Source organism: Shewanella sp. MF05956 (genome assembly GCF_059758055.1).
The window spans coordinates 170,471-197,388 of sequence record NZ_JCAYNV010000010.1 but is presented as its reverse complement, the minus strand read 5'-3'; the positions used below and the strand labels follow the sequence as shown (position 1 = coordinate 197,388).

Sequence of the window (26,918 nt, the reverse complement as noted above, 5' to 3'; positions counted from 1 at the left end):
ATATATACAATGTTTTTAAGATCCCAGCTGAGCCCGTCATCTATGAAAAAGAAAAGCGTATTGTTTTTGTGTACTGGAAATTCTGCCCGTTCACAAATGGCTGAGGCGTTATTAAGAAGCAAAGCCGCCGATCAATTTGAGGTTTTCAGCGCGGGTACTGAGCCGGAGCAAGTTGACCCAAGGGCGATAGAAGCAATCCAAAAGTTTGGTGTCGACGCCAGTCATTTAGTGTCTAAAAATGTACAAACCTTTGCTGGGCAAGCCTTTGACTACGTGATTACGCTTTGCGATAAAGCCAATAGCGAATGCCGCAGTTTTCCTGGGGCTGGCAAGCAGTTGGCTTGGGATTTCCCCGATCCTAAAACACGCAAGGGTAGCCACCCTTTCTCCAGCACCTTGACTGAGCTTAACAATCGCTTATCGATGTTTTTGCTGGTGGAACGTAAGGCGTCTGCAACAGCAACTATTGAAACACCAGCCGAAGTTGAATCGCTCGATGTAGAGACGCTAACCGATGTTGATCCCATCGCGTTTTATAAATGCTTAACCGACGATATCCGTCTAAAAACCTTAATGTTGACTCATTATCATGGTGAGCTGTGTGTGTGTGAGTTAATGCAAGCGCTTAATGAAGAGAGCCAACCTAAAGTGTCGCGCAACTTAGCCTTATTGAAAAAAGCCAACATTCTTAGCGATCGAAAACACGGCCAATGGGTGTTTTATCGCATTAATTCAGCATTACCGTTATGGATTAAGTCGGTGATTGCGCAAACGACCGAAAATAACATTGCGTTAATTTTGCCGTATCTTGAGCGCCTAGACGCTATGAAAAACCGCCCTGATAAAGTCAGTTTCTGCCGTTAAATTTTTCTGTCTATTCGCCTCGGTACAAGTACCCGTTGTAATCGATTTTTGGAGTCAAAAATGTTGCTACATCCGTTTGATATTTTGCCATTAGACCCACTCAATGAGAATGGCGCTAAATTGATTTTCACCCCATGCCCAGGCACTAAAGAACAAGCATTGGCTGAGTCATTAAGTACGTTAAAAGCAGCGGGCACTCAAATGTTGCTTACTCTGATGTTTGACGAAGAAATGGCCCGCAATAATGCCAGCGATTTAGCCGCACAATGTGCCAAACAAGGCATTACATGGGTGCAGTTGCCTATTTTAGATGACGCCGCACCGGGCGCTGAATTTGAAGCAAGCTGGTTAGCTAATAAAGCGAAAATCTTAGATTTGATGCATAACCAGGGCACAATTGCTGTGCATTGCAAAGGCGGGTCAGGGCGCACAGGGCTAGTGATTGGGTTGATTCTTGCCAGCTTAGGTTGGCCAAAAGACAAGGTTGTTAGTGCAGTACAAGCATTGCGACCCAAAGCATTAGCGCACCCAGTACAGCGCGAATATTTTGATGCGTTTACTCTATGACCTTTATCATAAGAGATTGTTGATAAAAGACTGCTGATAAAAGATTACTGACTAAAGGCTACTGATTAATAAGCCAAATAACATTATTTAGGACAATATTATGACGATTAAAATAGGTATTAACGGTTTTGGGCGTATGGGACGTTTATCAATGCGCGCAGCGTACGATTGGGACGACGTGGAAATTGTTCATATTAACGATCCCGCTGGTGACGCCGCAACGTTAGCACACTTAATGACCTTTGATTCAGTGCATGGGCGCTGGCATCACGAGGCGACTTATCAAGGCGATGCCATTGTGATTAACGGCAAGGCTATTCCATGTACTCAAAACAAAGCTACTCAAGATACCGATTGGTCACAATGCGATGTAGTGATTGAAGCTTCAGGTAAAATTAAAACCAAGGCCTTGTTGCAAGCGTATTTAGAGCAAGGTGTTAAGCGTGTTGTGGTTACAGCACCAGTGAAAGAAGAGGGCGTGCTCAATATTGTGATGGGTGTGAACGATGATCTCTATGATAAAGCCATTCACCCGATTGTGACGGCTGCGTCTTGTACCACCAACTGTTTAGCGCCAGTGGTAAAAGTTATCCACGAAAAAATCGGCATTAAACATGGTTCGATGACCACAATCCACGACATCACTAATACCCAAACCATCTTAGATGCTCCGCACGCTGATTTACGCCGTGCCCGTGCCTGTGGTATCAGTTTAATCCCCACCACAACCGGTTCTGCTACTGCTATTACTCACATTTTTCCTGAGCTTAAAGGCAAACTAAATGGTCATGCTATTCGGGTTCCACTGGCCAATGCATCGATTACCGATTGTGTGTTTGAACTTGCTCGCGGCACTACAGTACAAGAAGTAAATCAATTGCTTAAACAAGCTGCTGACAATGAGCTTAAAGACATTATGGGCTATGAAGAACGCCCACTTGTGTCTGTTGATTATAAAACCGATCCACGCTCGAGCATTATTGATGCCTTGTCGACCATGGTAGTCAACGACACCCAATTGAAATTATACGTGTGGTACGACAATGAGTGGGGATACGCTAACCGCACTGCTGAGCTTGCCCGCAAAGTTGGCCTAGCAGATAAGGAATAACCCAACATGGGGCTGTTATCACTGAGCGCATTGCCGCCGCAGATTAAACAATACCTGATTATTACCGGTAATTATTGGGCGTTTACCTTAACGGATGGTGCGCTACGTATGCTGGTGGTGTTGTACTTTCATCAGCTCGGTTACAGCCCGCTTAACATTGCCATGTTGTTTTTGTTTTATGAAATCTTTGGCGTAGTGACCAACCTGGTTGGCGGCTGGTTAGGCGCAAGGCTGGGGTTAAATAACACCATGAACATTGGTCTTGGGCTGCAAATTGTCGCCCTTGCCATGTTAACGGTACCCGAAGATATGCTTACCGTAGTGTATGTTATGGCGGCGCAGGCCTTGTCTGGTATTGCCAAAGATCTCAATAAAATGAGCGCCAAAAGCGCGATTAAAATGCTGGTGCCTGGTGATGCTCAGGGTAAGTTGTATCAATGGGTCGCGATTCTCACTGGCTCCAAAAATGCCTTAAAAGGGGTGGGTTTCTTTTTAGGGGGCTTATTACTGACACTACTTGAGTTTCGCGGCGCGGTGATAGCAATGGCCGCCATGTTGACCATAGTGTGGCTAATGAGTTTACTCAGCTTAAAAGCCGATTTAGGTAAAGCCAAAAACAAGCCTAAATTTACTGATATGTTCTCAAAAAGCCCGGCAATTAATATGCTGTCGGCGGCGCGGATGTTTTTGTTTGGTGCCCGCGACGTATGGTTTGTGGTGGCATTGCCGGTATTTTTAGCGGTAACCTTTCAATGGGATCATTGGTGGGTTGGCGGCTTTATGGCCAGCTGGGTCATTGGTTACGGCATAGTGCAATCTTTTGCACCGTATTTTACAGGTAAAAAACAAGGCAAAGTGCCAACAGGGCGCTCGGCCTTTTTATGGGCGACTTACTTACTACTTATTCCAGCAGCGATTGCATTAATGCTGCATTTTGACTTTTATATTCATGTGACATTAATTGCTGGATTGATGTTATTTGGGGCGGTGTTTGCGATTAATTCATCGCTGCACAGCTACCTTATTGTCAGCTACGCCGGACATGATGGTGTGTCACTCGATGTGGGCTTTTATTACATGGCCAATGCCATGGGGCGCTTAATTGGTACGGTATTGTCGGGTTGGGTATATCAACAATACGGCCTAGAAGCCTGTTTGTGGATCTCGAGTGCATTTGTTGCTTTAGCGGCGGTGATATCCGTTAAATTACCAAGATAAAGATGCGGTAAATCGTAAATCAATGTCATAAAAAATAGGGTTGCCATTGTTGGCAGCCCTTTTTTACATCTGTTGGTTTCCCATTAGGTTTTGAGCCTGAAACTCTTACCGAATAGTCGGTAAAAATTGCTTATGTAGGTTTGGGTTTCTGATTTCCCTTTTAATCCGCATAACTTTTTATTTTATTAATTTCAGGTGCTTATGATTGTTTTTGAAAGTTGGCACGATGCTGGCTTTAGTTAGTATACGAACAATGAGAAATATACGAACGATGAGAAGTATATGAAACACAGACATACAGAGTTCATCGCACGTACTAATATCGTTTATGCATATTCAGTACATTTAAGACAAACCGTATACCAAGGAGGTTTTTATGTTGGGCTGGACATTAATGTTTTTAGTGATAGCAGTGATTGCAGGTCTATTGGGTTTTAGCGGTATTGCAGGTGCAGCCGCAGGGATCGCCAAAATTATTTTCTTTATCTTTGTGGTGTTGTTGTTAATTTCGCTTGTGTCGAATGCGCTGCGTGGTAAATCACCTCGCTAAAAGTCATTTAAATAACAGGTATCTAAACAATAGTCATTTAAACAGCAGCCATCTAAATAATAAACATGGCTTAATTGTTAATTAAGCATATCTTAATATAGCTAGTAGAAGCATCTGCCAGCAATTAAGTCTTTACCATCATCAAGGAGATGAATTATGAAATTATTAAAATTAATCACAATGGCAAGTTTTATGGTGTTATTAACTGCCGGTTTATCAGCATGTTCAGATAACAAAGCCGAAAATGCCGGTGAGAAGGTCGATGAGATGATTCAAGATGCGGGTAATGCAGTTGAAGATGCTTGTGAAGATGTAAAAGAAGGCATGAAAGCCGAAGATCCAGACTGTTAATAATATAACGGCACTCATGCATTAGGCATGAGTGTCGCTTTTTATTATTTCACTCCAGGAGGACCGATTATGCCGACCCAAATCCACATTAAATATTATTACACCCTTGGTACTTTTATCGCGTTGTGTTTGTGCATCGCATTACCAAATGTAGTGCTGCAAGTGGCGTTTGGCTGGGTGGCATTGTCTTTAGCTCTAGTCAGCTCTGCGTATTGGTTTAATAGCGCGGGGATTTTTCGTAAAAGCCAGGATGGCAGTATCCCGTGGTATATCAGTTGGAGTTTTGTGCCGTTTTTAATGGGCTGTCAGGCGTATAACGCGTGGGCAAGAAAGCACGATAAAGTGCCGGCAATTCAAAAGATAGATAAACAATTGTATTTAGCTTGCCGTTTGTTTCCAAGCGACGTTGAGCAATTAAAACGTGAAAAAATAGGGGCTATTTTAGATGTGACCGCCGAGTTTGATGCACTTGAATGGACCTTAGTGGACGAAAATATCGAGTATTTAAATATTCCGGTGTTAGACCATAATGTGCCAACCGTTGCGCAATTAAATCAAGCCGTAAACTGGTTACACACTCAGGTACGCAAAGGCAACAATGTGGTAGTGCATTGCGCCTTAGGTCGAGGCCGCTCAGTATTAGTGTTAGCCGCGTATATAGTGTGCCGCGATAAAAACCGTCAGTTTACCGAAGTGCTCAAAAGCATTAATGATATTCGCCAAACGGCACGCTTGAACAAGTGGCAGTTAGCTGGCGTTGAAAAAATGCATCAAAAGCAGCAAATTAATATCCATAAACAAGCCTGGTTAATTATTAATCCTGTGTCGGGCGGCGGTAAATGGCACGATGAAGCCGATCATATTAAACAAACCCTATCGCGCTATTTTCAGCTTAATGTGTTGTACACAGCCAAAGATAAATCGGCGGTGCAATTAGCCGAACAAGCTAAAGCCAAAGGTGCTGATATTGTTATAGCCTGTGGTGGCGATGGCACGGTTAACGAGGTCGCCTCAGTGTTGGTCGACAGTGATATTTATTTAGGCATTATCCCAATGGGTACCACTAATGCGTTAAGCCACACCTTATTTGGTGTCACAAGTAAGTTAATACCCGTGTCGCAGGCGTTAGATATTTTAATTCAAGGTCATCACCAACGTATTGATACCGCAGTGTGTAACGACACCATTATGTTACTGCTGGTGGGGTTAGGGTTTGAGCATAAAATGATTCAAAAAGCCGACCGCGAAACCAAAAACGACATGGGCCAGTTAGCGTATTTAACTGGTTTATGGGAAGCCATTGATGAAAATCAATCGCTATCGATACGCTTACAGCTCGATGATGGTGAAACCCACACTATCGATACGACCAGTTTAGTGGTTGCCAATGCCGCGCCATTTTCCAGCGTATTAGCTCAGGGTAATGGCGAACCGATTATTAATGATGGTTTACTCGACATTACCTGGATTGAGGCAAGTGAGACTTCGCCACAACAATTGCTCAGTATGACCGAGTTATTGTTTGCAGGCTTAACAGGCAGCCGAGACCAAAACGCTGCAAATAGTGCGATTCATCATCAGCAGGCGAAAAAAATCTATTTAACAACCGATACTCAGTTTAAGTACGTGATTGATGGCGAGCTGTTTGAGGCTGATGATATGCGTATTGAGGTGAAACCTAAGTCGTTGTCTGTGATGATTCCACAAGGGTAATTTTCATTTTATGGCCTCAGGCCACACCAATTTTCAAACTCCGTTTGAATCAAAATCGCAAGGTTCCACCCTGCACGGGCCAAAAGGGGATCAACAGCAATCCCCTCTTGGATCACCCCTGCCGTTCCGGCAACATTTTCGCTTTTTAACCAAACAACAGCAGCGAAAAAATTGCGACGGAAAATTATCCAGCTTTGGACCGCATTTTTTGCCTGCTTCGGCCTTATTCGAAAATGCTAACGCTTCAGATGGGGCGTCCCTTCCCCTCCAAAGCTAGCTGGCCGTCCATGGCCAGCTCACGTCATTTTCTTCAACGACCTCAAGTTCAGAGTTGAATTAGGGTATTTAAAAGCTAAGACCAACTCGTTTTTGAACATAAATGAGGATCTTTACCCTATGTAGATAGCGAGGTGTTAGAAAAATTATGGGCACAGCAACGTTAAGGGATGAGTGCCAAATAAAAAATTGTCTAGGCTTATTTTTCCCGAATTAATTAGACACCTTTATCAAATGTGTAACTCTCACTTTTTCAGATTGAATGTCAGTTCAAATCGATATTAATACCGTTCACCGATTAAACGGTCTTTTTTAATGGGAGTGTTATAGTTTTGTATCTTTGCTTTTTGCTTCCTTGCCGGACTGTCTCAATCGCACCTAAAACAGAACCTGTTATATCAGGAAATAGCGTTCTGTTATTTATATTCATTTTATCCAAAACATTTAAATATTTATTACGTTCCGATTCTGTGCACTTAAAGGTTATCTTTCTTAAAAGGGGAAATGGATATGCATGAGTAATCTTTCTATCAATTCGTTCACGCCAAACCTCTAAAGAATTGTAAAAGGCATGCTGTGTAAAGAAGCCTTGCTGAAATGGTTGTCTTTTATTGTATTGATTAACACTATGAATCACATCTAATCGAGGGAATTGCTGCTTTAACATATCTTCGTCAAGTAAAGTTTTACTTTGCTTTGGCCAAATATAAATTTCAATGCAATCATTAAAATGGTCTACAACTTCTAGATCTAATACCCATAAACTTCTAGATATTACTAAGTTTTCTGCTGGTTTATTATTTTTTTTACTTGGATACTGCTCTGATAATGCAAAAAAAACAGCTACGTATGGTGAGTGTGTCCAATCGAGTAATGGCGTAGGTAAACCATAATGCTGGCCAAATTGAAAAATATCTGTTTTATTAATTATTTCTTCAGGCAAATCACCATTAACGACTAAATTTTCTGTAAATTCTTTTTTCAACTTACTAAGAGTTACTTGTCTTGTTTCCTCATCATTAATGCCCAAACTTATACAAAAACGAACAAAGGTTGATTGCAATGGCCAACTTGAATCACCCTGTCCTCTAAAACCAATTCTGTCGTTGATATTTATTAAGTGCTCACTGATATAATCAAAGAGTAGTTTTGTTGACTCAAGTTCAAGTTCTTGTAGTGATGAGTTTGTTTCGTATTCTTGCATCTTATCCCTATATTCCCTTAATTTGCTTTAGTTGAGTACTGTGACGTGGAAAAAGATATTGGCTAATATTTTGTAAATAACAGCAGTAACTTGGAGCATATCATTAGATAAAATCATCTGTATAGCAATAGCTCGCAACTCATTTTGGGGCATAAATGAGTTACGTATATTGCTTGCAACGGTCAAAATTCAACTCTGAACTTGAGGCCGTTGAAGAAAATGACGTGAGCTAGCCATGGATGGCGAGCTAGCTTTAGAGGGGAAGGGACGCCCCATCTGAAGCGTTAGCATTTTCGAATAAGGTTGAAGATGGTTACAAATGCGGTCAAAAGCTGGATTCAACCACGTCGCGAAATTATCGCTTTTCAGATAATTTTGATGTGGCGGCTGGGAGTTCCAAGAGGGAACAGCCGTTGGTTTCCTCTTGGTCTGGTGTGGGCGAAGCGCCACGACGTTAGTGGCCGCAGGCCATATGTACAAAAGTACAAAAGTACAAAAGTACAAAAGTACAAAAGTACAAAGCTAACACCTGGATCCCGGCTCAAAAGCACTGCCAAGATGACAATATTGGTGTGTCCCAGCTTAAAAGTATTGCCGGGATGATTAGGTTGGTGGATTCCAACTCAGAATCACTTCTGGGATGATGAGTTTCTTAATCTTCTGAGCTGGTTTGGTCTTCGTATTTACTTAGTTTGTTGTACAAGGTTTTGACACTAATACCGAGTTGCTTGGCAGTGTCATTTTTATTGCCGGCGGTTTGATCGAGTGCTTGATAAATTGCGACTTTTTCAAGTTCATCTAAACGCATACCTGCGGGGATTTGGACATCGTCTTCCGCTGACTCGGTAGACGGTTCTAACGGGTTAATATTGATATGGCTGACATCAATAATGTCGTCGGCAAGAATATAAGCGCGTTCGATTGCATGCTTTAACTCTCGCACATTACCTGGCCATTTTTGTTGTTGAATAAGAGCTAAAGCATCGTCGGTAAAGACTTTACTGAGTTTTTCGGCAGCATTGCGGTAGGCTAAAAAGTGCAGGGCGAGTCCGCTAATATCGTTGCCACGGTCACGTAACGGCGGCACGTTGATAGGGAAATGCGCTAAGCGGAAATACAAATCTTCACGAAAATGTCCGTTTTCAATGGCTTTAGCGGGATCGCGGTTGGTTGCTGCCACAATACGCACATTGGCTTTTTTTACATTAGGGCTGCCGACTTGGCGATATTCGTTATTTTCGAGTACCCGCAACAGTTTAACCTGATGCTCGAGTGGCATTTCGGTGACTTCGTCTAAAAATAACGTGCCACCCTCAGCTTGCTCAAATACGCCTGAATGATCTCGATGTGCGCCTGTAAACGCGCCTTTCACATGGCCAAATAATTCACTGTCGACTAGTTCTGGGCTTAATGCGCCACAGTTAATGGCAATAAATGGCTCGTTAACACGGTTGCTGGCTAAGTGAATCGTATTGGCAACCAACTCTTTGCCGGCTCCGCTTTCACCAATAATCAATACGTTACTGTCGGTTACTGCAACCTTACGCGTCGTTCTGTACAGCTTATGCATGGCTCGTGATGAACCCACTAGTAAGCCATATTGATCAAGTTCGCTTGAAAAAGGTTGGTGTTTTTTAGCCGATTTGGTCACTAAGTCTTGGGCAAAATCTTCTAAGGTATCGTCAATCAACGTCATATCGTAAGGCTGGCGAAAATGATAACCCGCCCCAGTCGCCATTAATTTGTCTAGGTTGGGGTTCGGTTTGCCTTCGCTTAAAAAGATAAATTCGATATCAGCCATTAATTCGCTATTGGCGATATCGAGATAGTCTTGTTGGCTTAAATTGGCGAGTTCGATAATGGCCACATCTACGGCATTGTCTTCAAGTTGAGCTAACCAAGGTCGCTCGATGCTACTGGCTATTTTATTGAAATGTTGGCAACTCGGAATTTGTAAGAGCTGAGTTTGTGTTTGCGGCTGGCGCAAATGGTAAAAAAGTACTGGACGACCCATGCCGATATCACTCCCTGTCTGTTAATAACCAATGTATGTCGAAGATGTAGATTTGACAATTACAGGCGGTAATTTTTTCCTGTTCGGCGTTTCCCCCGAGGCTTGTTTATTAGCATAACAATTTAAAATCAGTAGGTTAATTAAACTTTGTCAATGTGCACGGATTATGCAAGTAAACATAATGACTTAATTTTACATTTATTAGCAAGTCATCATGCATGTTAATGATAATCATTAACTAATGATAAGGAGATATGACGTTGAATAGAACACGATCAAATGAGGTTATGCACGACGGAAGCGACTTATGGTTACTCAATGAAGCCATTGATTTATGCCAAGCAGGGCAACAGTTTTACACCCAGGCCACAAAGGGGGCCGACGACTACAATATCAAACGTATTTTTAGCCATATGGCAGAGATCAGAAAAAGTATCTTAAGCCGACTAACGGCATTGTTTAAGCAGGTTGAGCCGAGATATCCGCAAACGATTGAGAGTATTAATACGTTAAGGCCGTCACTGAGCCCTTTTTATGCCGAAGCAGAGAGAGCCATAGAACAAAAGCGTTTGGCAAAAGCCATTAAGGTACTGGTTACCGCAGAACAGTATGTGTTAAATCGACTGAAACTTGCCGCTAAGCGTGCCAATAGCCAACAAGTCACCCGGCAATTGGCTGAGGGCATCGCATCGCTGCAAATAAGCTGCGACAGCATGAAAAACTTGCAGTTTAACGAGTCGACTCCATCACCCTGAAAATTTTACATCATGTCGGTAAAAAAGTCCGATACTCACTCACTGCTATTAACGGATTTACAGTGGAATAAAATAACAAGTTAATTTAAAACAGTCAGTTATAAAACTTGGCACAGTTCGCGCATTACCTAATATGTAAAACAGCATTAACACTAACAATGGAGAATATCTTTATGAAAAAGACTACATTATCAGTATTAACAAGCATCGTTCTTGGTTCAATGGCATTTACTGCAAACGCAGCTCAAGATTGGCAGGATGATGCAAAAGATGCATGGATTGATGGTAAAGCTGAAACCACGTTACTGTTAAACACCAACTTAAATTCTTTTGATATTAATACCGACGTAATAGACGGTAATGTGACCTTAACGGGTAAAGTAAACAGCAGTGTTGATAAAGCGCTGGCTGCAGAATTAGTAAAAAGTGTCGATGGCGTTAACGAAGTTAATAACGAATTAACGGTGATGAAGCAGCACCACAGCGACAAAGATCATGACAGTGATACTTTAGCCGACACCTTAACTGACTCGAAAGTGGCAACCGTGGTGAAAACGCGTTTATTATTTTCAACCGACATATCGGGTACCGAGATTGATGTAGATGTTGAGAATGGCGTAGTCACCTTAGAAGGTACGGTGTCGAGTGATGCCGAACGTGATTTAGCCTTAACCATTGCCAAAAATACCGATGACGTTAAAGAGGTTGTCGATGAGTTACGCATTACTGGGTAATCGTGATTGATATAGCATATTATTAACCAGCCTTCGGGCTGGTTTTTTTATGGGGTAATTTTTAATAGGGTCACTTTTTACTGGGGGCAAGCATGATATGCATGATGACAAAATAAGCCGCGATTATTTGTTAGTATCACCGAGATATTGCTCTGTTTTTGTTGTGGCTGCGAGTGTACTGTTAAGCGGTTGCAGTAGCATGTTATGCCAAGCGCAAACAGACAAGGCGACCGATCCCATAAGTCAGTATGACCAGCAAAAACAGTGTGAGCAGCGGGTGAATCAACATATCGATGATGAACGTCGCCAACAACGCTCAGACATTCAACAGTTGCTAGACGAATCTATTAAGCAAAATACCCGCTAACTTTTTCACACAGACCTGAGCATCGCAGTTTTACTACTCAGCGCTTGTACCAAGACTTTACGCCAATACCTTATCTGTTATTTTTCATCATTTTATCTGTAATTGTGTCCAATGTTATCGATAAACTGGAAATACATAGACGACTGGTCTATTTTTGTTTATCGTAGCGCCAAAATTGGAGATCCTATGAACAAAAATACTACCAGTAAACAGTCAATTTGTGCTGTCGGTGAAAAGCTGTTTGCTTTACATGGATACAGCGCCGTTGGGATTAAACTTATTCTTGATGAAGTGGGCATTCCGAAAGGCTCGTTTTATCACTATTTTGCCAGTAAAGAAGCATTTGCCGCAGAAGTCGCACAATACTATTTTGGCCAACGTATTGCGCCGATTGCCATGGACCCTAACGCTAGCTTTAAAACCAATGTGACAGCTGTATTAGGCGGCTACCATCAACTGATCGAATTTTTGTTTAGTGACAGTCAGCCCCGTGGCTGTTTAATGGGTAATTTATTGGTTGAAGTCAATCCGCAAATGACCTTATTGCATAAAACGCTTAATCAACTGTTTGACCAGTGGTTGAGCCTGTTTAATGCCCTTATTGAACAAGGTCAGCAGCAAGGTTTTATTAAAACCGATATGACAGCGAACGTATTATCGAACATTTTTTGGTCAAATTGGCAAGGGACTATGCTACGCTGTCAAATTAAAGCGGATAAAACAGCAGCAAAGCGCGCCATTGTGCAATGTATGCAGCTGATTACCCGTTAAATTAACCTTTATTCAGTGGCTTGTGACGTATTTTGATTGTGTATTTATCTAAAGGTCTTTATATTTCGGTGATTTTTTCGGGTCTGGAGTGAGTCGAGTTGGCTAAAAGAATATTATTTGCTTGTTTAGTGGTGTTGTTGTCTGCGTGTGCATCAAACCCGCCAGTGGTACGAGCCCCTAAACCTGTGGTGGTTCCACCTATGCTTAAGCTTGAGCCGCCTAAGTGGAGTGAGTCAAACTTACTGAGTTTTCATGATCAATGGAAAGGCACACCCTATCGTTTAGGTGGCCTGAGCCGTAACGGTATCGATTGTTCGGGTTTTGTGTATTTGGCTTACCTAGACATTGTGGGCAGTAAATTACCGCGTTCGGTTAATGCGCAACGTATTTTAGGTAAAGAAGTCCCAAGAAGTCAGCTTGTTATTGGCGATCTAGTATTTTTTAAAACAGGTAGAACCGCACGCCATGTGGGGATTTACATGGGCCAGGATAAGTTTTTACACGCCTCAACTAAAAAAGGCGTTAAGATTTCTAGCTTAAATAATGTCTATTGGAAACCGCGTTATTGGTTTGCTAAGCGCCTAAACAAGCCGATAGAACAGCAAAATATGTCGATAGCCAGTTTAGTTGATTACGCGCGATATCAGGATTAACCCGTAAACCAGAGCTTGACCTGCGTTTGAGATAGATAATAAAAAAGAGGTAAACCGTAAGGTTTACCTCTTTTTTGTTTTTACACTAATGAGGTCGCTGGTTATTCAGCTTCTACAGGCTTACTGCGTTTTGCTAATGCATAGTAAAACAGCGGTGTCAGTAGCAGACCAAATATGGTCACACCAATCATACCGGCAAACACTGCTACACCAATGGCTTGACGCATTTCTGCACCTGGGCCACTCGAGAACACCATCGGCACTACACCCATAATGAAGGCGATAGACGTCATTAAAATTGGGCGTAAACGTAAGCGGCCCGCTTCAAGAATGGCATCGAATGGTGATAATCCTTTGTCTTGCAGCTCTTTAGCAAATTCAACAATCAAGATAGCGTTTTTGGTCGCCAGCCCCACCAGAACAATCAGTCCGATTTGGGTAAAGATGTTGTTATCGCCACCGTAAATTAATACGCCACTGATTGCCGACAGAATCGTCATCGGAATAATCAAGATAATCGCTAACGGTAAACTTAAGCTTTCATATTGCGCGGCTAATACCATAAACACTAATAAAATGATTAATGGGAAAATATACACGCCCGCATTACCTGCCAATATCTGTTGGTAGGTGATTTCAGTCCACTCGTAAGTCATGCCATTAGGCAGTGTTTCAGCTAAGATTTTTTCAATCGCAGCTTGTGCTTCACCACTACTAAACCCAGGTGCAGCACCGCCGTTAAGCTCTGCGGTAGTAAAACCGTTATAGTGCATAACGCGATCTGGACCTGCGACATTGGCAACGTTAATAAACGAGCCAATCGGTACCATTTCACCCTGATTATTACGTACCTTGAGCTGAGAAATCTGCTCTGGTGTTTGTCTAAACTGTTCGTCAGCTTGAACATTTACCTGGTATGTACGGCCAAATTGGTTGAAATCGTTAGCATAAACCGAGCCCATGTAACCTTGTAGCGTGGCAAACAGTTCGTCTAACGATACGGCTTGCTGCTTGGCTTTGGTACGGTCTACTTCAACTTCAAGTTGCGGCACGCTGACTTGATAACTTGAGAACACACCGGCTAACTCAGGTGTTGCCCACGCTTTTTGCATTACTTGCATGGTGACTTTATACAATTCTTCGTAACCGTAATCTCCACGATCTTGAATTTGTAATCTAAAGCCGCCAATTGTCCCTAAACCTTGAACTGGTGGTGGTGGGAAAATGGCAATAAATGCACCGTCAATCGCGGCAAACTTTTGGTTTAACGCTGCGGCAATGGCGCCAGCTGATAACGATGGATCTTTACGGTCGGCAAAGTCATCGAGCGGTGTAAATAAAATCGCGCTATTGGTACTGTTGGTAAAGCCGTTAATGCTTAAGCCTGGGAAGGCTACTGCATGGGCCACACCCGGTTGATCGAGTGCAATACGCGACATTTCTTTCACGATAGCTTCGGTGCGATCAAGTGATGCGGCATCGGGCAGTTGCGCAAAGGCAATCAAGTATTGCTTGTCTTGGCCTGGCACGTAACCGGTTGGCGTGCTAGCAAATTGTAAGCCTGTTACGGCGACTAGACCGATATACAGCACGCCCACAACCACACTAAAACGAATCACTTTTTTCACTATCCAGCCGTAACCGTCTGACAATTTTGCAAAGAAGCGGTTAAACGGTGCAAATAACCAACCGCCGAGCATTTTGTCCATGCCACGGGTTAAAAAATCTTTCTTATCGTGATGACTCTTAAGCAACAATGCAGCTAATGCAGGGCTTAAGGTTAACGAGTTAATCGCCGAAATAAAGGTCGAAATAGTAATGGTTAAGGCAAACTGTTTATAGAACTGACCGGTTAACCCTGACATAAATGCCGTTGGAATAAATACCGCTGCCAATACTAATGTGGTGGCGATAATCGGGCCGGTCACTTCCTTCATGGCTTTTTGCGTGGCGGCTAAAGGTGCTAAACCTTCTTCGATATTACGCTCAACGTTTTCCACTACAACAATGGCGTCGTCGACCACAATACCAATCGCCAGCACTAAGCCGAACAATGATAATGCATTAAGCGAGAAGCCCATTAAGTGCATAAAGGCAAACGTGCCGACAAGCGAAACCGGTACCGCCACTAATGGAATAATAGAAGCGCGCCAGGTTTGTAAAAACAGCACCACGACTAACACCACGAGTAAAATGGCTTCTAGCAGGGTTTTAACAACCGCTTCAATCGAACCGCGTACGAATACCGTAGGGTCATAAACGATGTCGTAAGTTAAGCCTTCTGGGAAGGTGGCCGACAACTCTTTCATTTTGGCGCGAACGTCATCAGAAATCTGAATCGCGTTTGAGCCCGAAGCCTGGAATACTGGCAATGCCGCAGCATCTTTATTGTCTAGCATTGAGCGTAATGCGTAAGTTGATGCGCCTAATTCAACACGGGCAACATCTTTTAAGCGAGTGATTTGAGCCTGGTCGCCTACTTTTACAATAATGTCTTCAAATTCTTCTACATTACTTAAACGACCCTTTACGTTAATCAGTAGTTGAAAATCACTTTCGCCACTGGGTTGAGCACCTAGGCTACCTGCGGCAGCTTGTTGGTTTTGCTCACGAATAGCTGCAACGACGTCATTTGGCGACAAACCAATAGCAGCCATTTTATTAGGGTCTAACCACACACGCATACTGTAGTCGCCCGCGCCAAATACGCGCACAGCACCTACACCTTCAATCCGTGCGAGTTCGTCTTTAACTTTTAACACCGCATAGTTAGACAAGTACAACATGTCATAACGGTTATCGGGTGAGGTTAAATGCACCACCATGGTTAAGTCTGGTGAGGATTTTTCGGTCACAATACCTAAACGCTGTACTTCTTCAGGTAAACGCGGTTTTGCACGTTCAACTCGGCTCTGTACCTGGGTTTGCGCTAAATCAACATCGGTACCAATCGCAAACGTGATCGTTAAGGTCATGCGGCCATCAGAGGTAGCTTGAGAGGACATGTAAAGCATGTTCTCAACGCCGTTAATTTCTTGCTCTAGTGGTGATGCGACTGTTTCAGCGATCACTTTTGGGTTTGCGCCAGGGTAGTTAGCGGTTACCACTACCGTTGGCGGAACCACTTCTGGGTATTCGGTGATCGGTAACTGCCAAACCGCTATCGCACCAGAGATAAAAAATAATAGCGATAAAACAGCGGCAAAAATCGGTCTTTTAATAAAGAATTGCGACAACATGAAAGTATTCCTTAGCCTTGACTTGCTTCATCAGCAACTTGTGCTGTGAGCGGCTGATTATCAAATAGTAACTGCGCTTGTTTCAGCGCTTCTATTTGGCTGCTTTCGGCCATTTCGGTCAATTTTGGGGTGATAGTGACGCTAGGACGCACTTTTTGTAAGCTGTTAACCACAATTTTCTCGTCTGGTTGTAAACCTGCTGTCACGATACGTAAACCGTGGATCTTTTCGCCTAAGCTAATACTACGGTATTCAAGGGTGTTTTCATCGTTAACCACTAACACGTACTTGTTGCTTAGGTCAGTAAAGATGGCCTTGTCGTCGATTAAAATACCTTGATATGACGCACTACCTGCAATGCTAATACGGGCAAATAAGCCTGGCATTAACATGTTGTCTGGGTTAGCAAACGTAGCTCGTACACGGATAGTACCGGTTTGTTGATTGACTGAGTTGTCGACAAAATCGATCACACCTTGATAAGTAAATTCGGTTTCATTGGCCAATGCCATTAATACCGTGTTGTTACCTGAGCGTGGATCTTGGCGTTTGTTTTCAACTGAAAGCGATGCATATTTAAGGTAAGTTTGCTCGTCAATATCAAAGTACGCATACATGTTTTCGATTGAAACTAGGCTAGTCAGCTGAGTTTGTCCCGCAGTGACATAGTTGCCCGCGGTTTCATTGGCATAAGATACGCGACCGGTAATTGGCGCGGTGACTTGGGTGTATTCAAGGTTTAGCTTGGCACTGGTTAACGCCGCTTTCACCGATGCTACAGCCGCAGCTGTTTGGTGCATGTTGCTGCGACGAGTATCAATTAACTCTTCAGAAACCGCTTGTTGACTAAACAATTTGTTTGCACGGTCAAAGTCATTTTTTGCCAATTGATTAGCCGATTGTGCACTGGTTAGCTCAGCTTGAAGGCGTTCGACTTCAGCGGTAAACACGTTTGAGTCAATGGTAAACAACACATCGCCTTTGTTAACCAATGCCCCTTCTTTAAAGTTTACTGATTCGATATAACCCGACACGCGCGGTACCAATGTGACTTTTTCTGGTGCTTGTAAGCGCCCAGTAAACTGGTCCCACTCGGTAATACGTTCATGAATGACGTTAGCAACACTCACTTCAGGGGCTGCAGGTGCACCTGCTTGTTGTTGCGCTGGAGCTTGCCCACAAGCCACAAGTAGCAATGCCGTTAGGCTAACTAACAACGTGGATTGAATTGATTTAAATATAGTCATGTTACTTTCCTCTAATCAATAGCTTTTACGTTGTTTAACGGGCTACTGGTTGCGTTACTTTTTGTCTGTTGCTACAGTTTTATACCGGTTGGTATGAAATTGTTCTGTACCGAACGGTAATATATAGATTAAAATAACCCTGTCAACGTATTTTGTACCGATGAGTATGAAATTATTTTGACCAAATGTTCATTTAGTGTGAAGATGAAATAAGCACATACGACAAAGTGTTTGTTGTGGCGCACATCAATGGGGAATTAATCACTCATTTTGTGATAAGTCGGCACACAATTAGCACAATTTGTGGTTTAATAATGCGCATAAATATGCCCGCCTTAGATTAGTGTTTTTATTTAACACTATGATAATAAAGGGTTCGTTAAAATATGAGGTACAACTTATGACAATAACTAAAGCCGCTTGTGTTGGTCGCCCACGTGGGTTTGATATCGACATCGCTTTGGAGCAAGCGCTTAATGTGTTTTGGCGTAATGGTTATGAAGGGACTTCTTTAAACGAACTCACCGAGGCGATGGGCATTAAAAAGCCAAGTCTATATGCGGCATTTGGCAATAAAGAGCAGTTGTTCTTTAAAGCTATCGACTTATATGAAAATCGACCAGACTCACTGTTTAATATTGCCTTTCAGCACGATCACATTGCCGATGTTATCCGAGGATTATTGCTCGGTGCCGCCGCCCAGTTTACCGATTGCAGCCACCCACAAGGTTGCGCGTTAATTAACAGCACATTGTCGTGTAGTGAAGCGAGCGAGTCGATTAAACAAACCGTGTTAGCGCGTAAATTAAAGCATAAGCAACAGTTGGCCGATCGATTTGAGCAAGCTAAGCTCAAAGGCGAATTACAAGAGCGTTGTGAACCTGTGGTATTGGCTAGCCTGATGACCGCATTGTTTCAAGGTTTGTCGATGCAGGCGTCGGAAGGGGCAAGCGTTGATGAGTTGCAGCAAGTCGCGACTATGGCGGCTGAAGGTATTTTAACGGTTAGTGTTAAGCGTTAATGCTTTTAAACGTTTATCAGTTTTAAACACCTATAACTCTTAAACGTAAGCATGGTTGTAAACTCAACATAAGCATTGATACTGATACTGCACGAGTCATTGCAGGCAGTATCAATATTGTGGGCTTATATTGGGGTTTAATAGAACTAGGGAAATTAACAGCCGCTAGTGGTTAAGCTGTAAAAGGTTGGGTCTGTAGGGTCTGCGGAACTGGCCAAGTAACGTAAACTGCAACCATCAAAGGACGTATACCCCTTAGGGTAAATAGATACTGATGGAGCTACTCCGGAATTATAAAATACCGCCCAATCAGCGAGAATATCTGTCTTCGACGGATCTCCAACTACCTCAAATGAGCCATCAAGGACCAATGCGACGTTATCAGCCAAAGGCGTAACATATCCCAATGTTGTACTTACAGCATTCCCATTCAATGTCACCGAACCTGGGTCGAGTTTTTCCTGGCCAGCCAATACTGCCTTTGAATACACCAGAGTGTTAGCCGACTTTAATGCACCTTGTAAGCCATTTAAATTGGCTATGACCGCATCACTTTTTAAGTTTATAAACTTCGGCGCGGCGACCACGGCTAAAATCCCTAAAATAATAATCACTACCACTAATTCAATCAGAGTAAAGCCGCGTTGTTGTTTTTGCATAATAAAATCCAATATCTGTTCGCTGTAGTCAGTATAAGGAACCGCCTGGCTGATGTCATTTTTTGAGACGGTTTGCATTTATGGGTCTGTAATTTTGTGATGTAGATGTTTTTTGGTAGATTAGCTGCCTATAACTAAATTCTTGATTTAACCTCCATGCGAATCGAGGTTAATGACCCCATATTAGGGAAATATCACCATGAGTAAAGCTAAAATCGGCATCGTGACCGTCAGTGACCGTGCTAGTGCGGGTATATATGAAGACTTATCTGGTAAAGCCATTATTGATGTATTGAGTGAGTATTTAACTTCAGAGTGGGAGCCTGTATACAAGGTGATCCCAGATGAACAAGATGTCATTGAAGCCACCTTGATTGATCTTGCTGATAACCAAGATTGCTGCTTAATTGTCACCACCGGTGGCACCGGCCCAGCAAAACGCGATGTCACCCCTGAAGCAACCGAAGCTGTGTGCGACCGTATGATGCCAGGCTTTGGTGAACTGATGCGCGCAGAGTCATTAAAGTTTGTCCCTACAGCTATTTTATCACGTCAAACAGCAGGGCTACGTGCCGATTCGCTAATAGTGAATTTACCCGGCAAACCTAAGTCTATCCGTGAATGTTTAGACGCGGTATTCCCTGCCATTCCGTATTGCATCGACTTAATGGACGGACCATTTTTGGTGTGTGACGAAGCGGTCATTAAGCCATTTAGACCTAAAGCGAAGTAAGTGTGACATGACATTGCAGTCACGCTAAATCCTGTTCTGCAGAAATACCGCTCCGTAGCAATACAAATCAGTATTACTAAAATGCCGTCAACTATGACGGCATTTTTTATTTTTGGGCATGTTTATCGGTATTATTGCTGGATAAGTTTATAAGGGCAGGTGCGAACGATGGAGTACCAAGCTTACAAGTTTTTAAACTGTTGCTTTAAATCAAAGTCGCTGTCGGTTACCAATCTTTCCAGCACTTGCACTCGCTCAATCAATGCCTGGTTTTGTGCTTTCATGTCTGCGAGACCATCGGCTTCGGCTTTTTGTTTGTGCTTTAAATAGTGCTTAAACATTTCGGATGCCGTAGTACCAACAATTACGATAAATACCAGTGCGATAATCGCCATATCATCGTTCATAATCACTCCTTAATTATTCAACCTTGTATATTATCCAGCCTTAACGGATTGCCGCGAAGGCTGGATGACGTTTACTTATTTTTATCAGTTGTTCGTTATCAGTCACTCTTGGTAAAAAAGCTTATAAACCAAAGACCACTTTTTCACTTTTTAGTGACTTCTCTAATCCTGCTGCCAGTGCCACAGCAATGATTAAGGTGGCCACCGATGACACGATTAACTGCATCATTGGGATTTCGCGGCCTTTAATAAAGTCCATTAATGCTTGTTGCTGACCCGATACCGGTAACCATTGCAGTACGTCTGGGGCAATGTTGTAACTGGCTGCCATTGACAGTGCCAGTGGCACAAATAACACCATAGTTAAGTATGACTGCGCTTCTTTAAAGGTTTTGGCCATAAACGACACGTACAATTGCAAGGTCGCTGCCATGAGTGCGACAGGGATACCGACCACGAACATAAGCCCCATAAAGTCCTGGCTAATGTTGACGGTAAAGCCGATTTCTTGCCAAGGCACAAAGGGGTAAGCTACTTTTGATACCAGCAAGATTAAAATGAGTCCCAGCAGAGCAAAGCAGGTTACGGCAATAATTTTACCGATGACTAATTCGCGGGTGCTCATTGGGTGACTGAGCAGTAATGCCAGTGAGTTACGCTCACGTTCGCCGGCACTGGTGTCGATGGCGAGGTTCATGCCAGAAATAAACACTGAATACATCATGGTGAAAATAGCGATGCCTAAGATCATCCCGCCTTTAGAATCTGCCGTGGCCTTGTCTTCAACATTGATTTTGATTGGCTGAGTAATGCGCGGATTAATCCCGCGGGCAATTAAGCGAATACTGCCCATTTCCGAACTGTACGTTTGTAATTGACGCTCAAGACGGCGAATAGACTTTTGCAGCTTTTCATCTGAGTTATCAGCAACCAATAACACTTCTGCCGGTTTGGCCTTAGCCATGTTTGCGGCGTAATCGTCGCTGATGGTTAAGATGATTTTTTTCGCTTCGTCATCGTCACCATGATTAATGCCGTTATTGCTTAAGTAGCGCACTAAATCTGGGGCGTTATTGGCATTATTAATCTTGATGCTAAGATCTTCTGGGCTAGACAGTTGACCAATTAACACCATAAATAAGCCACACATAATCAGTGGTGTACCCATGGCGTAATATAATCCGGCCATGACGGATCGTTTGTCTCGTGCTGCATCGATAAGTTCTTTGCGCACCATTGCGAGTATCATTTTCATTATGCTGCAATCCCTTCGTCAGTACCGATAAGTTCGATAAATGCATCTTCTAGTGAGTCTTTGCCGGTTTGTTGACACAGTTCGTCAGGGCTACCAATGGCGACCACTTTGCCGTTTGCCATCACAATGACACGGTCACATAATGCGGCGACTTCTTGCATGACATGACTTGAAAACAATACACAGTGACCTTTCGCTTTAAGTTGCAATAAAATGTCGCGCAGTAAGCGGGTACTCATCACATCAAGTCCGCGGGTGGGCTCATCTAAAATGATGTTACTTGGCTGATGCACTATGGCTTGTGCCAGTGCGGTTTTCATCCGCTGACCTTGCGAGAAACCTTTACAGCGACGGTCGCTAATGTCTTCTAGCTTTAATTGCGCAATCACATTGGCTGTGGCTTCTTTGGCTTGCTTGCGTGACATGCCGCTGAGCTCGGCAAAGAAACTAATGTATTCACGCGGTGTAAGGCGCTCGTACAATCCAAATGGATCAGGAAATAAGCCTAATTGCTTTTTTGCACCTATTGGGTCAACCGCTACATCAATATTGTCTACTGTGGCGGTGCCAGAGTCTGGTTTGAGCAAACCAAATAAAGTGCGTAAACAGGTGGTTTTTCCGGCGCCATTAGGCCCAAGTAACCCGGTGATTTGACCATTTTCAGCGCTAAAGCTTAAATTGTCTAATGCCTGCACATCGCCAATTTTTTTGGTTAAGTTTGCAACAGTAATCATGACTATTCCTTATCTGCAGCAGTGTTTGCTGGCGCTGTTGTGTCGGTTTGAGTTTCAGAGCTTGTCGGTGCAGCGTCTGTCGATTTGGTGTCTGTTGCTTTAGCCTCTGTTGATTCTGGTTCAGAGGTTGCGGCTTCCGGTAGTATTTCTACCGTGTTGGCATTGAGGTAAAAGCTGCGGCGTACGTCTTTTTGTAAACATTCACCGTCAATGTCTTTTAATGATCCTTGTTCAACCAGTTGAGCCACTAAATCATTACCACAACTTTGATAGGCCACTCCGTGCGTTGCGTAAGGTGCAATAAAATGCTTTGACTTAGTAAGCTTTTCTTGTGCCAATGCGCCCCAGTTTGGTGGTGTCGCAGGGTCAAGCTCGCCAGACAATAATAGGGTGGGTATGTCGCTGTCGACGGGCTCGCTAAAGCTGTCATCTTCAGGGGGCATTTGCCATACCTGGCAGGTTTTTTCTAGTCCATCTAGCATGCTGCCACTGATGTAAGACTCTTTAGCATCTTTACGCATTTGCTCGGTAATACGGTGAATATCTTCGCCACATACTATTGACGCGTGCATGCCAATGGCAATGCCTGTGCTGTCGGCCGTTAAGGCGTAAATACCTAAAATGGGTTGGTAGTTGCCTTGTGCTGCCTGGTGTATCGCGTGAGGAATAAGCGCACGGATATTGGGCATATACATTGCCATGCGGATAGCCCCTGAGTACTTACTGCGAGTGAGCAAAAAGTCGCTAGGTTCATCGGTTTGTGGGTCGCGCACTTTTTGGCTAATCGGTGCATCTGCAAGTTGTTGATCGACTTGATTGTATTCGTCGACTAAATCAGGAAACTGCTGCTGACATTCTGGAGTGCTTTTACAATCGCGCCACAGCACATTTAAACCCCGTTCAATGGAGCTACCAATGGCGACGACGCTCTGCTGCATAGGCACTACACCGTCTAATGTTACCGTGGCTAGTGCTTCAGGGTAATGACGCATATAAAGCTGTGCCATGCGTGTACCATAAGAAATACCGTAAACATGCAGCTTTTTGTAACCTAAATATTCGCGAACCGCTTCAAAGTCTTTTAATGCGGTGTTACTGCCGTATTGGGTGACGTCTGCATCAATCTCCGCTAAACATTTTTCGGTTATCGCCAGCATGTCGAGGTTGTCTTCATTCACGCTGAGCGCATTTAAATCACCGTCATCGCAGCTCAAAATGTTTGATTGGCCAGTACCGCGTTGGTCGATGAGTAAAATATCGCGTTGCTGGCGTACCTTAGTCAACATGCTGTTAAAGCCTGCGGCATTTTCGATAGCCGATTGGCCTGGGCCGCCAGCGATGGCTAATAGCGCTTCATCTGGGTGGGTGTTTTTAATTGCGGGTAAAATTGCAAAATGAATGTCGATTTGCTTACCGTCAGGTTGCTTTGGATTTTCAGGTACGCTGATTTTTCCGCATTGAAACTGCTCGTCTAGGCCATCTAAATAACAGGTGGTTGTTTTAGCTGGCGCAGTAACGAGCGTGTCTGCGGTATCTGCAACGCTGTGATTAGCGAGCAAAATAGCCACTGCAACAGCAACCCAGCGGCTAGCGCGAGTTGCCGATTGGCATAAACCTAAAGCGCGTAATCGCGATATTGAGGTTGTGTTGACAAACTTCCTGTTGATCATCGGAACGTTTCCTTTTTGCATTTCATGACGATTATGATACCTTAACATCTAGTGTATGAGTGTATCAATGTATTAATACAGTTGCTAAAGGCTAATGTTAGAATTACTAAATGTCAACCCCAGCAGTGGCGAACCCATTTATCGACAATTGCACGATCAAATCGTGCGCTTAATTGTCGGCGGACAATTGCACCCTGAAGATGTACTACCTTCAGTGCGCCAATTGGCCGAACATTTGGCGGTAAACCCAATGACAGTGTCGCGTGCGATGCAACAACTTGTCGACCAGGGCTGGGTTGAGCGTCGTCGTGGCCAGCCGTCACGCGTGGCCGCCAGAACCTCTGCAAATAATGCTTCTGGTAGCAGTTTATTAGCACCGCAGTTAAGCGCATTAGTTGAGCAAGCACAACAATTAGGTGTGGATTACGACGAGTTACAGCAATTGTTAAAGCAATTTTGGGATAAAAAGTAATAATTATTTAGTTGAATGTTGATAGGAAAGTCGAACATGGAAGCCGAAGATAAGCCCGTTTTACAGTTTAATCTAGTCAATAAAATCTATGCCGAGACAACTAAGTCTGCAACCGGACATAAGGTGTTGCGCGATTTGTCGATGACACTTTACCCTGGCATGGTGGTAGGATTACTCGGTCAAAACGGCGCGGGTAAATCGACATTAATGCGTTGCGCGTTAGGGATTGTCGATATCGACAGCGGCAACATCAACACCTTAGGTGAATCGCCTGAAGCGCTATCTATTGCCGCAAAACAGCGTATTGGCTATGTACCACAACAGCCTTTTGGTTATGAAGGCTTCACCATCGATAAAGCCTTAGAATTGCACCGCAGTTTTTATTCCCATTGGGACATCGCCTTAGAGCAAGATTGGTTAAAGCGTTTTGATTTAGATGTCACTCAAGCCGTGCAAAAACTGTCTGTCGGCCAGCGCCAATCTTTAGCATTAATCATGGCGATGGCGTATCGACCAAGCTTGTTATTACTCGACGAACCCGTCGCTAGCCTCGACCCTATCGCCCGTCGGCAATTTATGGGTGACTTATTTGACCTCGCCCTCGATTCTGGCTCGGCAGTTTTATTTTCATCGCACATCACCTCCGATTTAGAACGTGTCGCCAGCCATGTTGCACTAATTAAAAAAGGCGAGTTAGTGCTGTTTAAAGAAATTGATGCTCTACGCGAGGAGGTTAAATTACTCAGTATTAGCGATGACACTCAGTTACCCTCAAACTATAAAATATTAAGCCAAACCGGACAAACCGTGCTGGTGGACACCCAGGGTAATCCAGAGGTTATTGCAGGTGTACAAAATGAAAAATCATTAAATTTAGAACAGTTATTTATGGAGCTGCACCGATGAGTGCGCTGCAAACTCATAGCCCACAAGCTACATGGCGTAAACCATACCAAGGGATGTTGCGCTTATGGTTATATGACTTAGGCAGTGTCAGCTTTTTGGGCACAAGCCTGCTTGGGTTGGTATTGGGGATTGTGTTGCTAATCAGTGGAAAAACTGACGTGGTGAGTTTGGTTTTTGCAATGTCGACAGTCTCAGCCGCTGCCAGTATTGCCTGGCAGTTAAATCGTTTAGTGGCGACTGAGAACAGCCAGTTAATTCCGGGTTATCAAGCCAATGTATTGCAACAATCACTGACTATTGCAATCGCTATTATTAGTTTGCAGGTGTTGGCTTGTGTGATCTTTTCGGCGTATGACGTGATAGCGCAATTGTGGTTAGCCGTTGCGGTAGGACTTGGATTTATATGGCTCTGCTTGTGGCGTAGCCACTATTTTCACTTATCTTTTGCGCTGTTTATTATGGTGCCATTTTTAGACGAGCTCGCCTCTAGTGTGTCGCAGTGGGCCAGTGTAATCATTGTCGCTATGCTGTTTTATCGTGTGACTGTTTTGTGTCGGCAACTGCGCTGGAACAGCGATGCTCGGGTGGTGTATCTCAATGCTGTGCAAATGGGTTTGATGTGGTTACCGAGTATTAAAGGTTTCGCGTGGATTAGCAGATTCGAGCGCTTGTTTCATCCAATGAATTTCTTTATTGGCCCAGTATTAACCATGATGATGTTAGCCCTGCCTGTTATTGCTATCGGGTTAATGCTGTTTTCGTGGCTGTTTGACTTTAATCTGCCTGCGATGTTTTTAATTGCTCAATTCTCGGTAATAAGCTGTGCGATTATTCATTGGAGCCGTATTCAGCGTTGGCGTGCCACCGAAAGCTTATTTTTATTGCCTTGTTATAGCGGGTTAAACGGGATGAAAGACGCCTTTTTTTACAGCCAATATCGTTTTATTGCGGCCATGGTGTTCATTGTCACAGGGATTGGTTTATTGCAATTCTTGTTTGAGCCACAATTTAGCTTATTGTTTTTAGTCCACTTAGGGTTAAGCACCTTTTGGGGTTGCGCAATTATGCTCGGCACTGGGTCGGCAAGCCGTAATAGCCACCAAGCAACCGCGGCAATGTTTGTGGTGTTTGTACACTCGATAATTGTGTCGATGAGTTTTGCCGCACTAAGAGATGGCGACAGTATTACCCCGTGGCTATTGCTGGATATTCCGTTAGCCGTAGTGGGTGTGTTGGCATTAAGGTGGGGTAAACGTCAACTTTGGAAGCATGGCATCACCGCGCCTTAAACCGGCGTTTGTTGTTTATCAGTTTTGCTTGTGAACGTGATGTTAATCGCACTTATAGAGTAAAAGCTCTTATGGTTTTAATTGGCTTAAGGTAGAATGCAAAAAGCGGAACACCTGTAAGCTAAAAAGGCCACTGTT

Annotated in this window: 26 protein-coding genes; 17 read left to right on the top strand and 9 right to left on the bottom strand. The window is 43.5% G+C overall.

The features are described 5' to 3' along the window. The first annotated feature begins 42 nt into the window (after positions 1-42). The 7 genes from AC19MX_RS12975 (at position 43) to AC19MX_RS12945 (ending at position 6,374) form a co-directional block, all read left to right on the top strand. Positions 43-864: a metalloregulator ArsR/SmtB family transcription factor gene (locus tag AC19MX_RS12975; protein WP_498298555.1), complete on the top strand. Its 822-nt coding sequence runs from the start codon at positions 43-45 to the stop codon at positions 862-864. Between the two features lie 60 nt (positions 865-924). Beyond that, complete coding sequence (locus tag AC19MX_RS12970; RefSeq protein ID WP_498298553.1) at positions 925-1,431, top strand: phosphatase domain-containing putative toxin; 507 nt, start codon at positions 925-927, stop codon at positions 1,429-1,431. Positions 1,432-1,531: 100 nt separating this feature from the next. Continuing rightward, positions 1,532-2,542 (top strand): ArsJ-associated glyceraldehyde-3-phosphate dehydrogenase, encoded by a 1,011-nt coding sequence (locus AC19MX_RS12965; RefSeq protein WP_498298551.1) that lies wholly within the window; start codon positions 1,532-1,534, stop codon positions 2,540-2,542. 6 nt (positions 2,543-2,548) lie between these two features. Then, complete coding sequence (gene arsJ, locus AC19MX_RS12960; RefSeq protein ID WP_498298549.1) at positions 2,549-3,760, top strand: organoarsenical effux MFS transporter ArsJ; 1,212 nt, start codon at positions 2,549-2,551, stop codon at positions 3,758-3,760. Between the two features lie 376 nt (positions 3,761-4,136). Continuing rightward, entirely contained in the window at positions 4,137-4,310 is a 174-nt protein-coding gene (locus AC19MX_RS12955; RefSeq protein WP_188958050.1) for a DUF1328 domain-containing protein, read from the top strand. A 156-nt stretch (positions 4,311-4,466) separates the two neighbouring features. Further along, positions 4,467-4,661: a hypothetical protein gene (locus tag AC19MX_RS12950; protein ID WP_188958052.1), complete on the top strand. Its 195-nt coding sequence runs from the start codon at positions 4,467-4,469 to the stop codon at positions 4,659-4,661. A gap of 69 nt (positions 4,662-4,730) precedes the next feature. Beyond that, positions 4,731-6,374, top strand: coding sequence for a diacylglycerol kinase family protein (locus AC19MX_RS12945; protein ID WP_498298547.1), 1,644 nt, complete (start codon positions 4,731-4,733; stop codon positions 6,372-6,374). A 574-nt stretch (positions 6,375-6,948) separates the two neighbouring features. Here the strand turns inward: AC19MX_RS12945 and AC19MX_RS12940 are convergent. Together AC19MX_RS12940 and AC19MX_RS12935 are read right to left on the bottom strand one after the other, a co-directional pair. Continuing rightward, positions 6,949-7,854 (bottom strand): FRG domain-containing protein, encoded by a 906-nt coding sequence (locus AC19MX_RS12940; protein WP_498298545.1) that lies wholly within the window; start codon positions 7,852-7,854, stop codon positions 6,949-6,951. A gap of 652 nt (positions 7,855-8,506) precedes the next feature. After that, positions 8,507-9,868: a sigma-54 interaction domain-containing protein gene (locus tag AC19MX_RS12935; protein WP_498298543.1), complete on the bottom strand. Its 1,362-nt coding sequence runs from the start codon at positions 9,866-9,868 to the stop codon at positions 8,507-8,509. 260 nt (positions 9,869-10,128) lie between these two features. On the opposite strand from AC19MX_RS12935, the gene AC19MX_RS12930 reads away from it, so the two are divergent. The 5 genes from AC19MX_RS12930 (at position 10,129) to AC19MX_RS12910 (ending at position 13,148) form a co-directional block, all read left to right on the top strand. Next, positions 10,129-10,623: a hypothetical protein gene (locus AC19MX_RS12930; RefSeq protein WP_432402184.1), complete on the top strand. Its 495-nt coding sequence runs from the start codon at positions 10,129-10,131 to the stop codon at positions 10,621-10,623. A 173-nt stretch (positions 10,624-10,796) separates the two neighbouring features. After that, positions 10,797-11,357: a BON domain-containing protein gene (locus AC19MX_RS12925; protein WP_498298541.1), complete on the top strand. Its 561-nt coding sequence runs from the start codon at positions 10,797-10,799 to the stop codon at positions 11,355-11,357. A 97-nt stretch (positions 11,358-11,454) separates the two neighbouring features. Beyond that, positions 11,455-11,724, top strand: coding sequence for a hypothetical protein (locus tag AC19MX_RS12920; RefSeq protein WP_498298539.1), 270 nt, complete (start codon positions 11,455-11,457; stop codon positions 11,722-11,724). 186 nt (positions 11,725-11,910) lie between these two features. After that, positions 11,911-12,495: a TetR/AcrR family transcriptional regulator gene (locus AC19MX_RS12915; RefSeq protein ID WP_432402188.1), complete on the top strand. Its 585-nt coding sequence runs from the start codon at positions 11,911-11,913 to the stop codon at positions 12,493-12,495. 98 nt (positions 12,496-12,593) lie between these two features. After that, the gene (locus AC19MX_RS12910; RefSeq protein ID WP_432402190.1) at positions 12,594-13,148 is read left to right on the top strand and encodes an NlpC/P60 family protein; all 555 of its coding nucleotides are present in this window, start codon (positions 12,594-12,596) and stop codon (positions 13,146-13,148) included. Between the two features lie 101 nt (positions 13,149-13,249). Here AC19MX_RS12910 and AC19MX_RS12905 read toward each other — a convergent pair whose 3' ends face one another. Together AC19MX_RS12905 and AC19MX_RS12900 are read right to left on the bottom strand one after the other, a co-directional pair. After that, on the bottom strand, positions 13,250-16,387 hold the full coding sequence (locus AC19MX_RS12905; RefSeq protein WP_498298537.1) for an efflux RND transporter permease subunit: 3,138 nt from the start codon (positions 16,385-16,387) through the stop codon (positions 13,250-13,252). A gap of 11 nt (positions 16,388-16,398) precedes the next feature. Beyond that, entirely contained in the window at positions 16,399-17,634 is a 1,236-nt protein-coding gene (locus AC19MX_RS12900) for an efflux RND transporter periplasmic adaptor subunit (protein ID WP_498298535.1), read from the bottom strand. A gap of 400 nt (positions 17,635-18,034) precedes the next feature. On the opposite strand from AC19MX_RS12900, the gene AC19MX_RS12895 reads away from it, so the two are divergent. Next, positions 18,035-18,655, top strand: a complete 621-nt coding sequence (locus tag AC19MX_RS12895; RefSeq protein WP_498298533.1) for a TetR/AcrR family transcriptional regulator — start codon at positions 18,035-18,037, stop codon at positions 18,653-18,655. Positions 18,656-18,810: 155 nt separating this feature from the next. Here the strand turns inward: AC19MX_RS12895 and AC19MX_RS12890 are convergent, their stop codons facing one another. After that, positions 18,811-19,392 carry a prepilin-type N-terminal cleavage/methylation domain-containing protein gene (locus AC19MX_RS12890; protein WP_498298531.1) on the bottom strand — a complete coding sequence of 194 codons (582 nt, stop codon included), beginning with the start codon at positions 19,390-19,392 and terminating at the stop codon, positions 18,811-18,813. A gap of 121 nt (positions 19,393-19,513) precedes the next feature. Here AC19MX_RS12890 and mog point away from each other — a divergent pair, with 121 nt between their 5' ends. After that, positions 19,514-20,047 carry a molybdopterin adenylyltransferase gene (gene mog, locus AC19MX_RS12885; RefSeq protein WP_432402200.1) on the top strand — a complete coding sequence of 178 codons (534 nt, stop codon included), beginning with the start codon at positions 19,514-19,516 and terminating at the stop codon, positions 20,045-20,047. Between the two features lie 182 nt (positions 20,048-20,229). Here mog and AC19MX_RS12880 read toward each other — a convergent pair whose 3' ends face one another. From AC19MX_RS12880 to AC19MX_RS12865, 4 genes are all read right to left on the bottom strand, one after another. Continuing rightward, entirely contained in the window at positions 20,230-20,454 is a 225-nt protein-coding gene (locus AC19MX_RS12880; protein WP_498298529.1) for a hypothetical protein, read from the bottom strand. A gap of 121 nt (positions 20,455-20,575) precedes the next feature. Beyond that, complete coding sequence (locus tag AC19MX_RS12875) at positions 20,576-21,709, bottom strand: ABC transporter permease (protein WP_498298527.1); 1,134 nt, start codon at positions 21,707-21,709, stop codon at positions 20,576-20,578. Continuing rightward, complete coding sequence (locus AC19MX_RS12870) at positions 21,709-22,443, bottom strand: ABC transporter ATP-binding protein (protein ID WP_498298525.1); 735 nt, start codon at positions 22,441-22,443, stop codon at positions 21,709-21,711. The genes AC19MX_RS12875 and AC19MX_RS12870 overlap by 1 nt, the downstream gene beginning before the upstream one ends. Before the next feature lie 2 nt (positions 22,444-22,445). After that, positions 22,446-24,113 carry an alpha/beta hydrolase gene (locus AC19MX_RS12865; protein ID WP_498298523.1) on the bottom strand — a complete coding sequence of 556 codons (1,668 nt, stop codon included), beginning with the start codon at positions 24,111-24,113 and terminating at the stop codon, positions 22,446-22,448. A gap of 94 nt (positions 24,114-24,207) precedes the next feature. Between AC19MX_RS12865 and AC19MX_RS12860 the strand changes: the two genes are divergently transcribed. Genes AC19MX_RS12860 through AC19MX_RS12850 form a run of 3 tightly spaced genes read left to right on the top strand, consistent with a single transcriptional unit; the run spans position 24,208 to position 26,780 of the window. Next, entirely contained in the window at positions 24,208-24,585 is a 378-nt protein-coding gene (locus AC19MX_RS12860; protein WP_498298521.1) for a GntR family transcriptional regulator, read from the top strand. A gap of 36 nt (positions 24,586-24,621) precedes the next feature. Then, on the top strand, positions 24,622-25,491 hold the full coding sequence (locus AC19MX_RS12855; protein WP_498298519.1) for an ABC transporter ATP-binding protein: 870 nt from the start codon (positions 24,622-24,624) through the stop codon (positions 25,489-25,491). Further along, positions 25,488-26,780: an ABC transporter permease gene (locus AC19MX_RS12850; RefSeq protein WP_498298517.1), complete on the top strand. Its 1,293-nt coding sequence runs from the start codon at positions 25,488-25,490 to the stop codon at positions 26,778-26,780. The genes AC19MX_RS12855 and AC19MX_RS12850 overlap by 4 nt, the downstream gene beginning before the upstream one ends. Positions 26,781-26,918: the final 138 nt, after the last annotated feature.

Excerpts from the sequence above, each read along its gene's own strand:
- AC19MX_RS12975 (WP_498298555.1), top strand. The coding sequence starts at position 43 with ATGAAAAAGAAAAGCGTATTGTTTTTGTGTACTGGAAATTCTGCCCGT.
- AC19MX_RS12970 (WP_498298553.1), top strand. The coding sequence starts at position 925 with ATGTTGCTACATCCGTTTGATATTTTGCCATTAGACCCACTCAATGAG.
- AC19MX_RS12965 (WP_498298551.1), top strand. The coding sequence starts at position 1,532 with ATGACGATTAAAATAGGTATTAACGGTTTTGGGCGTATGGGACGTTTA.
- arsJ (WP_498298549.1), top strand. The coding sequence starts at position 2,549 with ATGGGGCTGTTATCACTGAGCGCATTGCCGCCGCAGATTAAACAATAC.
- AC19MX_RS12955 (WP_188958050.1), top strand. The coding sequence starts at position 4,137 with ATGTTGGGCTGGACATTAATGTTTTTAGTGATAGCAGTGATTGCAGGT.
- AC19MX_RS12950 (WP_188958052.1), top strand. The coding sequence starts at position 4,467 with ATGAAATTATTAAAATTAATCACAATGGCAAGTTTTATGGTGTTATTA.
- AC19MX_RS12945 (WP_498298547.1), top strand. The coding sequence starts at position 4,731 with ATGCCGACCCAAATCCACATTAAATATTATTACACCCTTGGTACTTTT.
- AC19MX_RS12940 (WP_498298545.1), bottom strand. The coding sequence starts at position 7,854 with ATGCAAGAATACGAAACAAACTCATCACTACAAGAACTTGAACTTGAG.
- AC19MX_RS12935 (WP_498298543.1), bottom strand. The coding sequence starts at position 9,868 with ATGGGTCGTCCAGTACTTTTTTACCATTTGCGCCAGCCGCAAACACAA.
- AC19MX_RS12925 (WP_498298541.1), top strand. The coding sequence starts at position 10,797 with ATGAAAAAGACTACATTATCAGTATTAACAAGCATCGTTCTTGGTTCA.
- AC19MX_RS12920 (WP_498298539.1), top strand. The coding sequence starts at position 11,455 with ATGCATGATGACAAAATAAGCCGCGATTATTTGTTAGTATCACCGAGA.
- AC19MX_RS12915 (WP_432402188.1), top strand. The coding sequence starts at position 11,911 with ATGAACAAAAATACTACCAGTAAACAGTCAATTTGTGCTGTCGGTGAA.
- AC19MX_RS12905 (WP_498298537.1), bottom strand. The coding sequence starts at position 16,387 with ATGTTGTCGCAATTCTTTATTAAAAGACCGATTTTTGCCGCTGTTTTA.
- AC19MX_RS12900 (WP_498298535.1), bottom strand. The coding sequence starts at position 17,634 with ATGACTATATTTAAATCAATTCAATCCACGTTGTTAGTTAGCCTAACG.
- AC19MX_RS12895 (WP_498298533.1), top strand. The coding sequence starts at position 18,035 with ATGACAATAACTAAAGCCGCTTGTGTTGGTCGCCCACGTGGGTTTGAT.
- AC19MX_RS12890 (WP_498298531.1), bottom strand. The coding sequence starts at position 19,392 with ATGCAAACCGTCTCAAAAAATGACATCAGCCAGGCGGTTCCTTATACT.
- mog (WP_432402200.1), top strand. The coding sequence starts at position 19,514 with ATGAGTAAAGCTAAAATCGGCATCGTGACCGTCAGTGACCGTGCTAGT.
- AC19MX_RS12880 (WP_498298529.1), bottom strand. The coding sequence starts at position 20,454 with ATGAACGATGATATGGCGATTATCGCACTGGTATTTATCGTAATTGTT.
- AC19MX_RS12875 (WP_498298527.1), bottom strand. The coding sequence starts at position 21,709 with ATGAAAATGATACTCGCAATGGTGCGCAAAGAACTTATCGATGCAGCA.
- AC19MX_RS12870 (WP_498298525.1), bottom strand. The coding sequence starts at position 22,443 with ATGATTACTGTTGCAAACTTAACCAAAAAAATTGGCGATGTGCAGGCA.
- AC19MX_RS12865 (WP_498298523.1), bottom strand. The coding sequence starts at position 24,113 with ATGATCAACAGGAAGTTTGTCAACACAACCTCAATATCGCGATTACGC.
- AC19MX_RS12860 (WP_498298521.1), top strand. The coding sequence starts at position 24,208 with ATGTTAGAATTACTAAATGTCAACCCCAGCAGTGGCGAACCCATTTAT.
- AC19MX_RS12855 (WP_498298519.1), top strand. The coding sequence starts at position 24,622 with ATGGAAGCCGAAGATAAGCCCGTTTTACAGTTTAATCTAGTCAATAAA.
- AC19MX_RS12850 (WP_498298517.1), top strand. The coding sequence starts at position 25,488 with ATGAGTGCGCTGCAAACTCATAGCCCACAAGCTACATGGCGTAAACCA.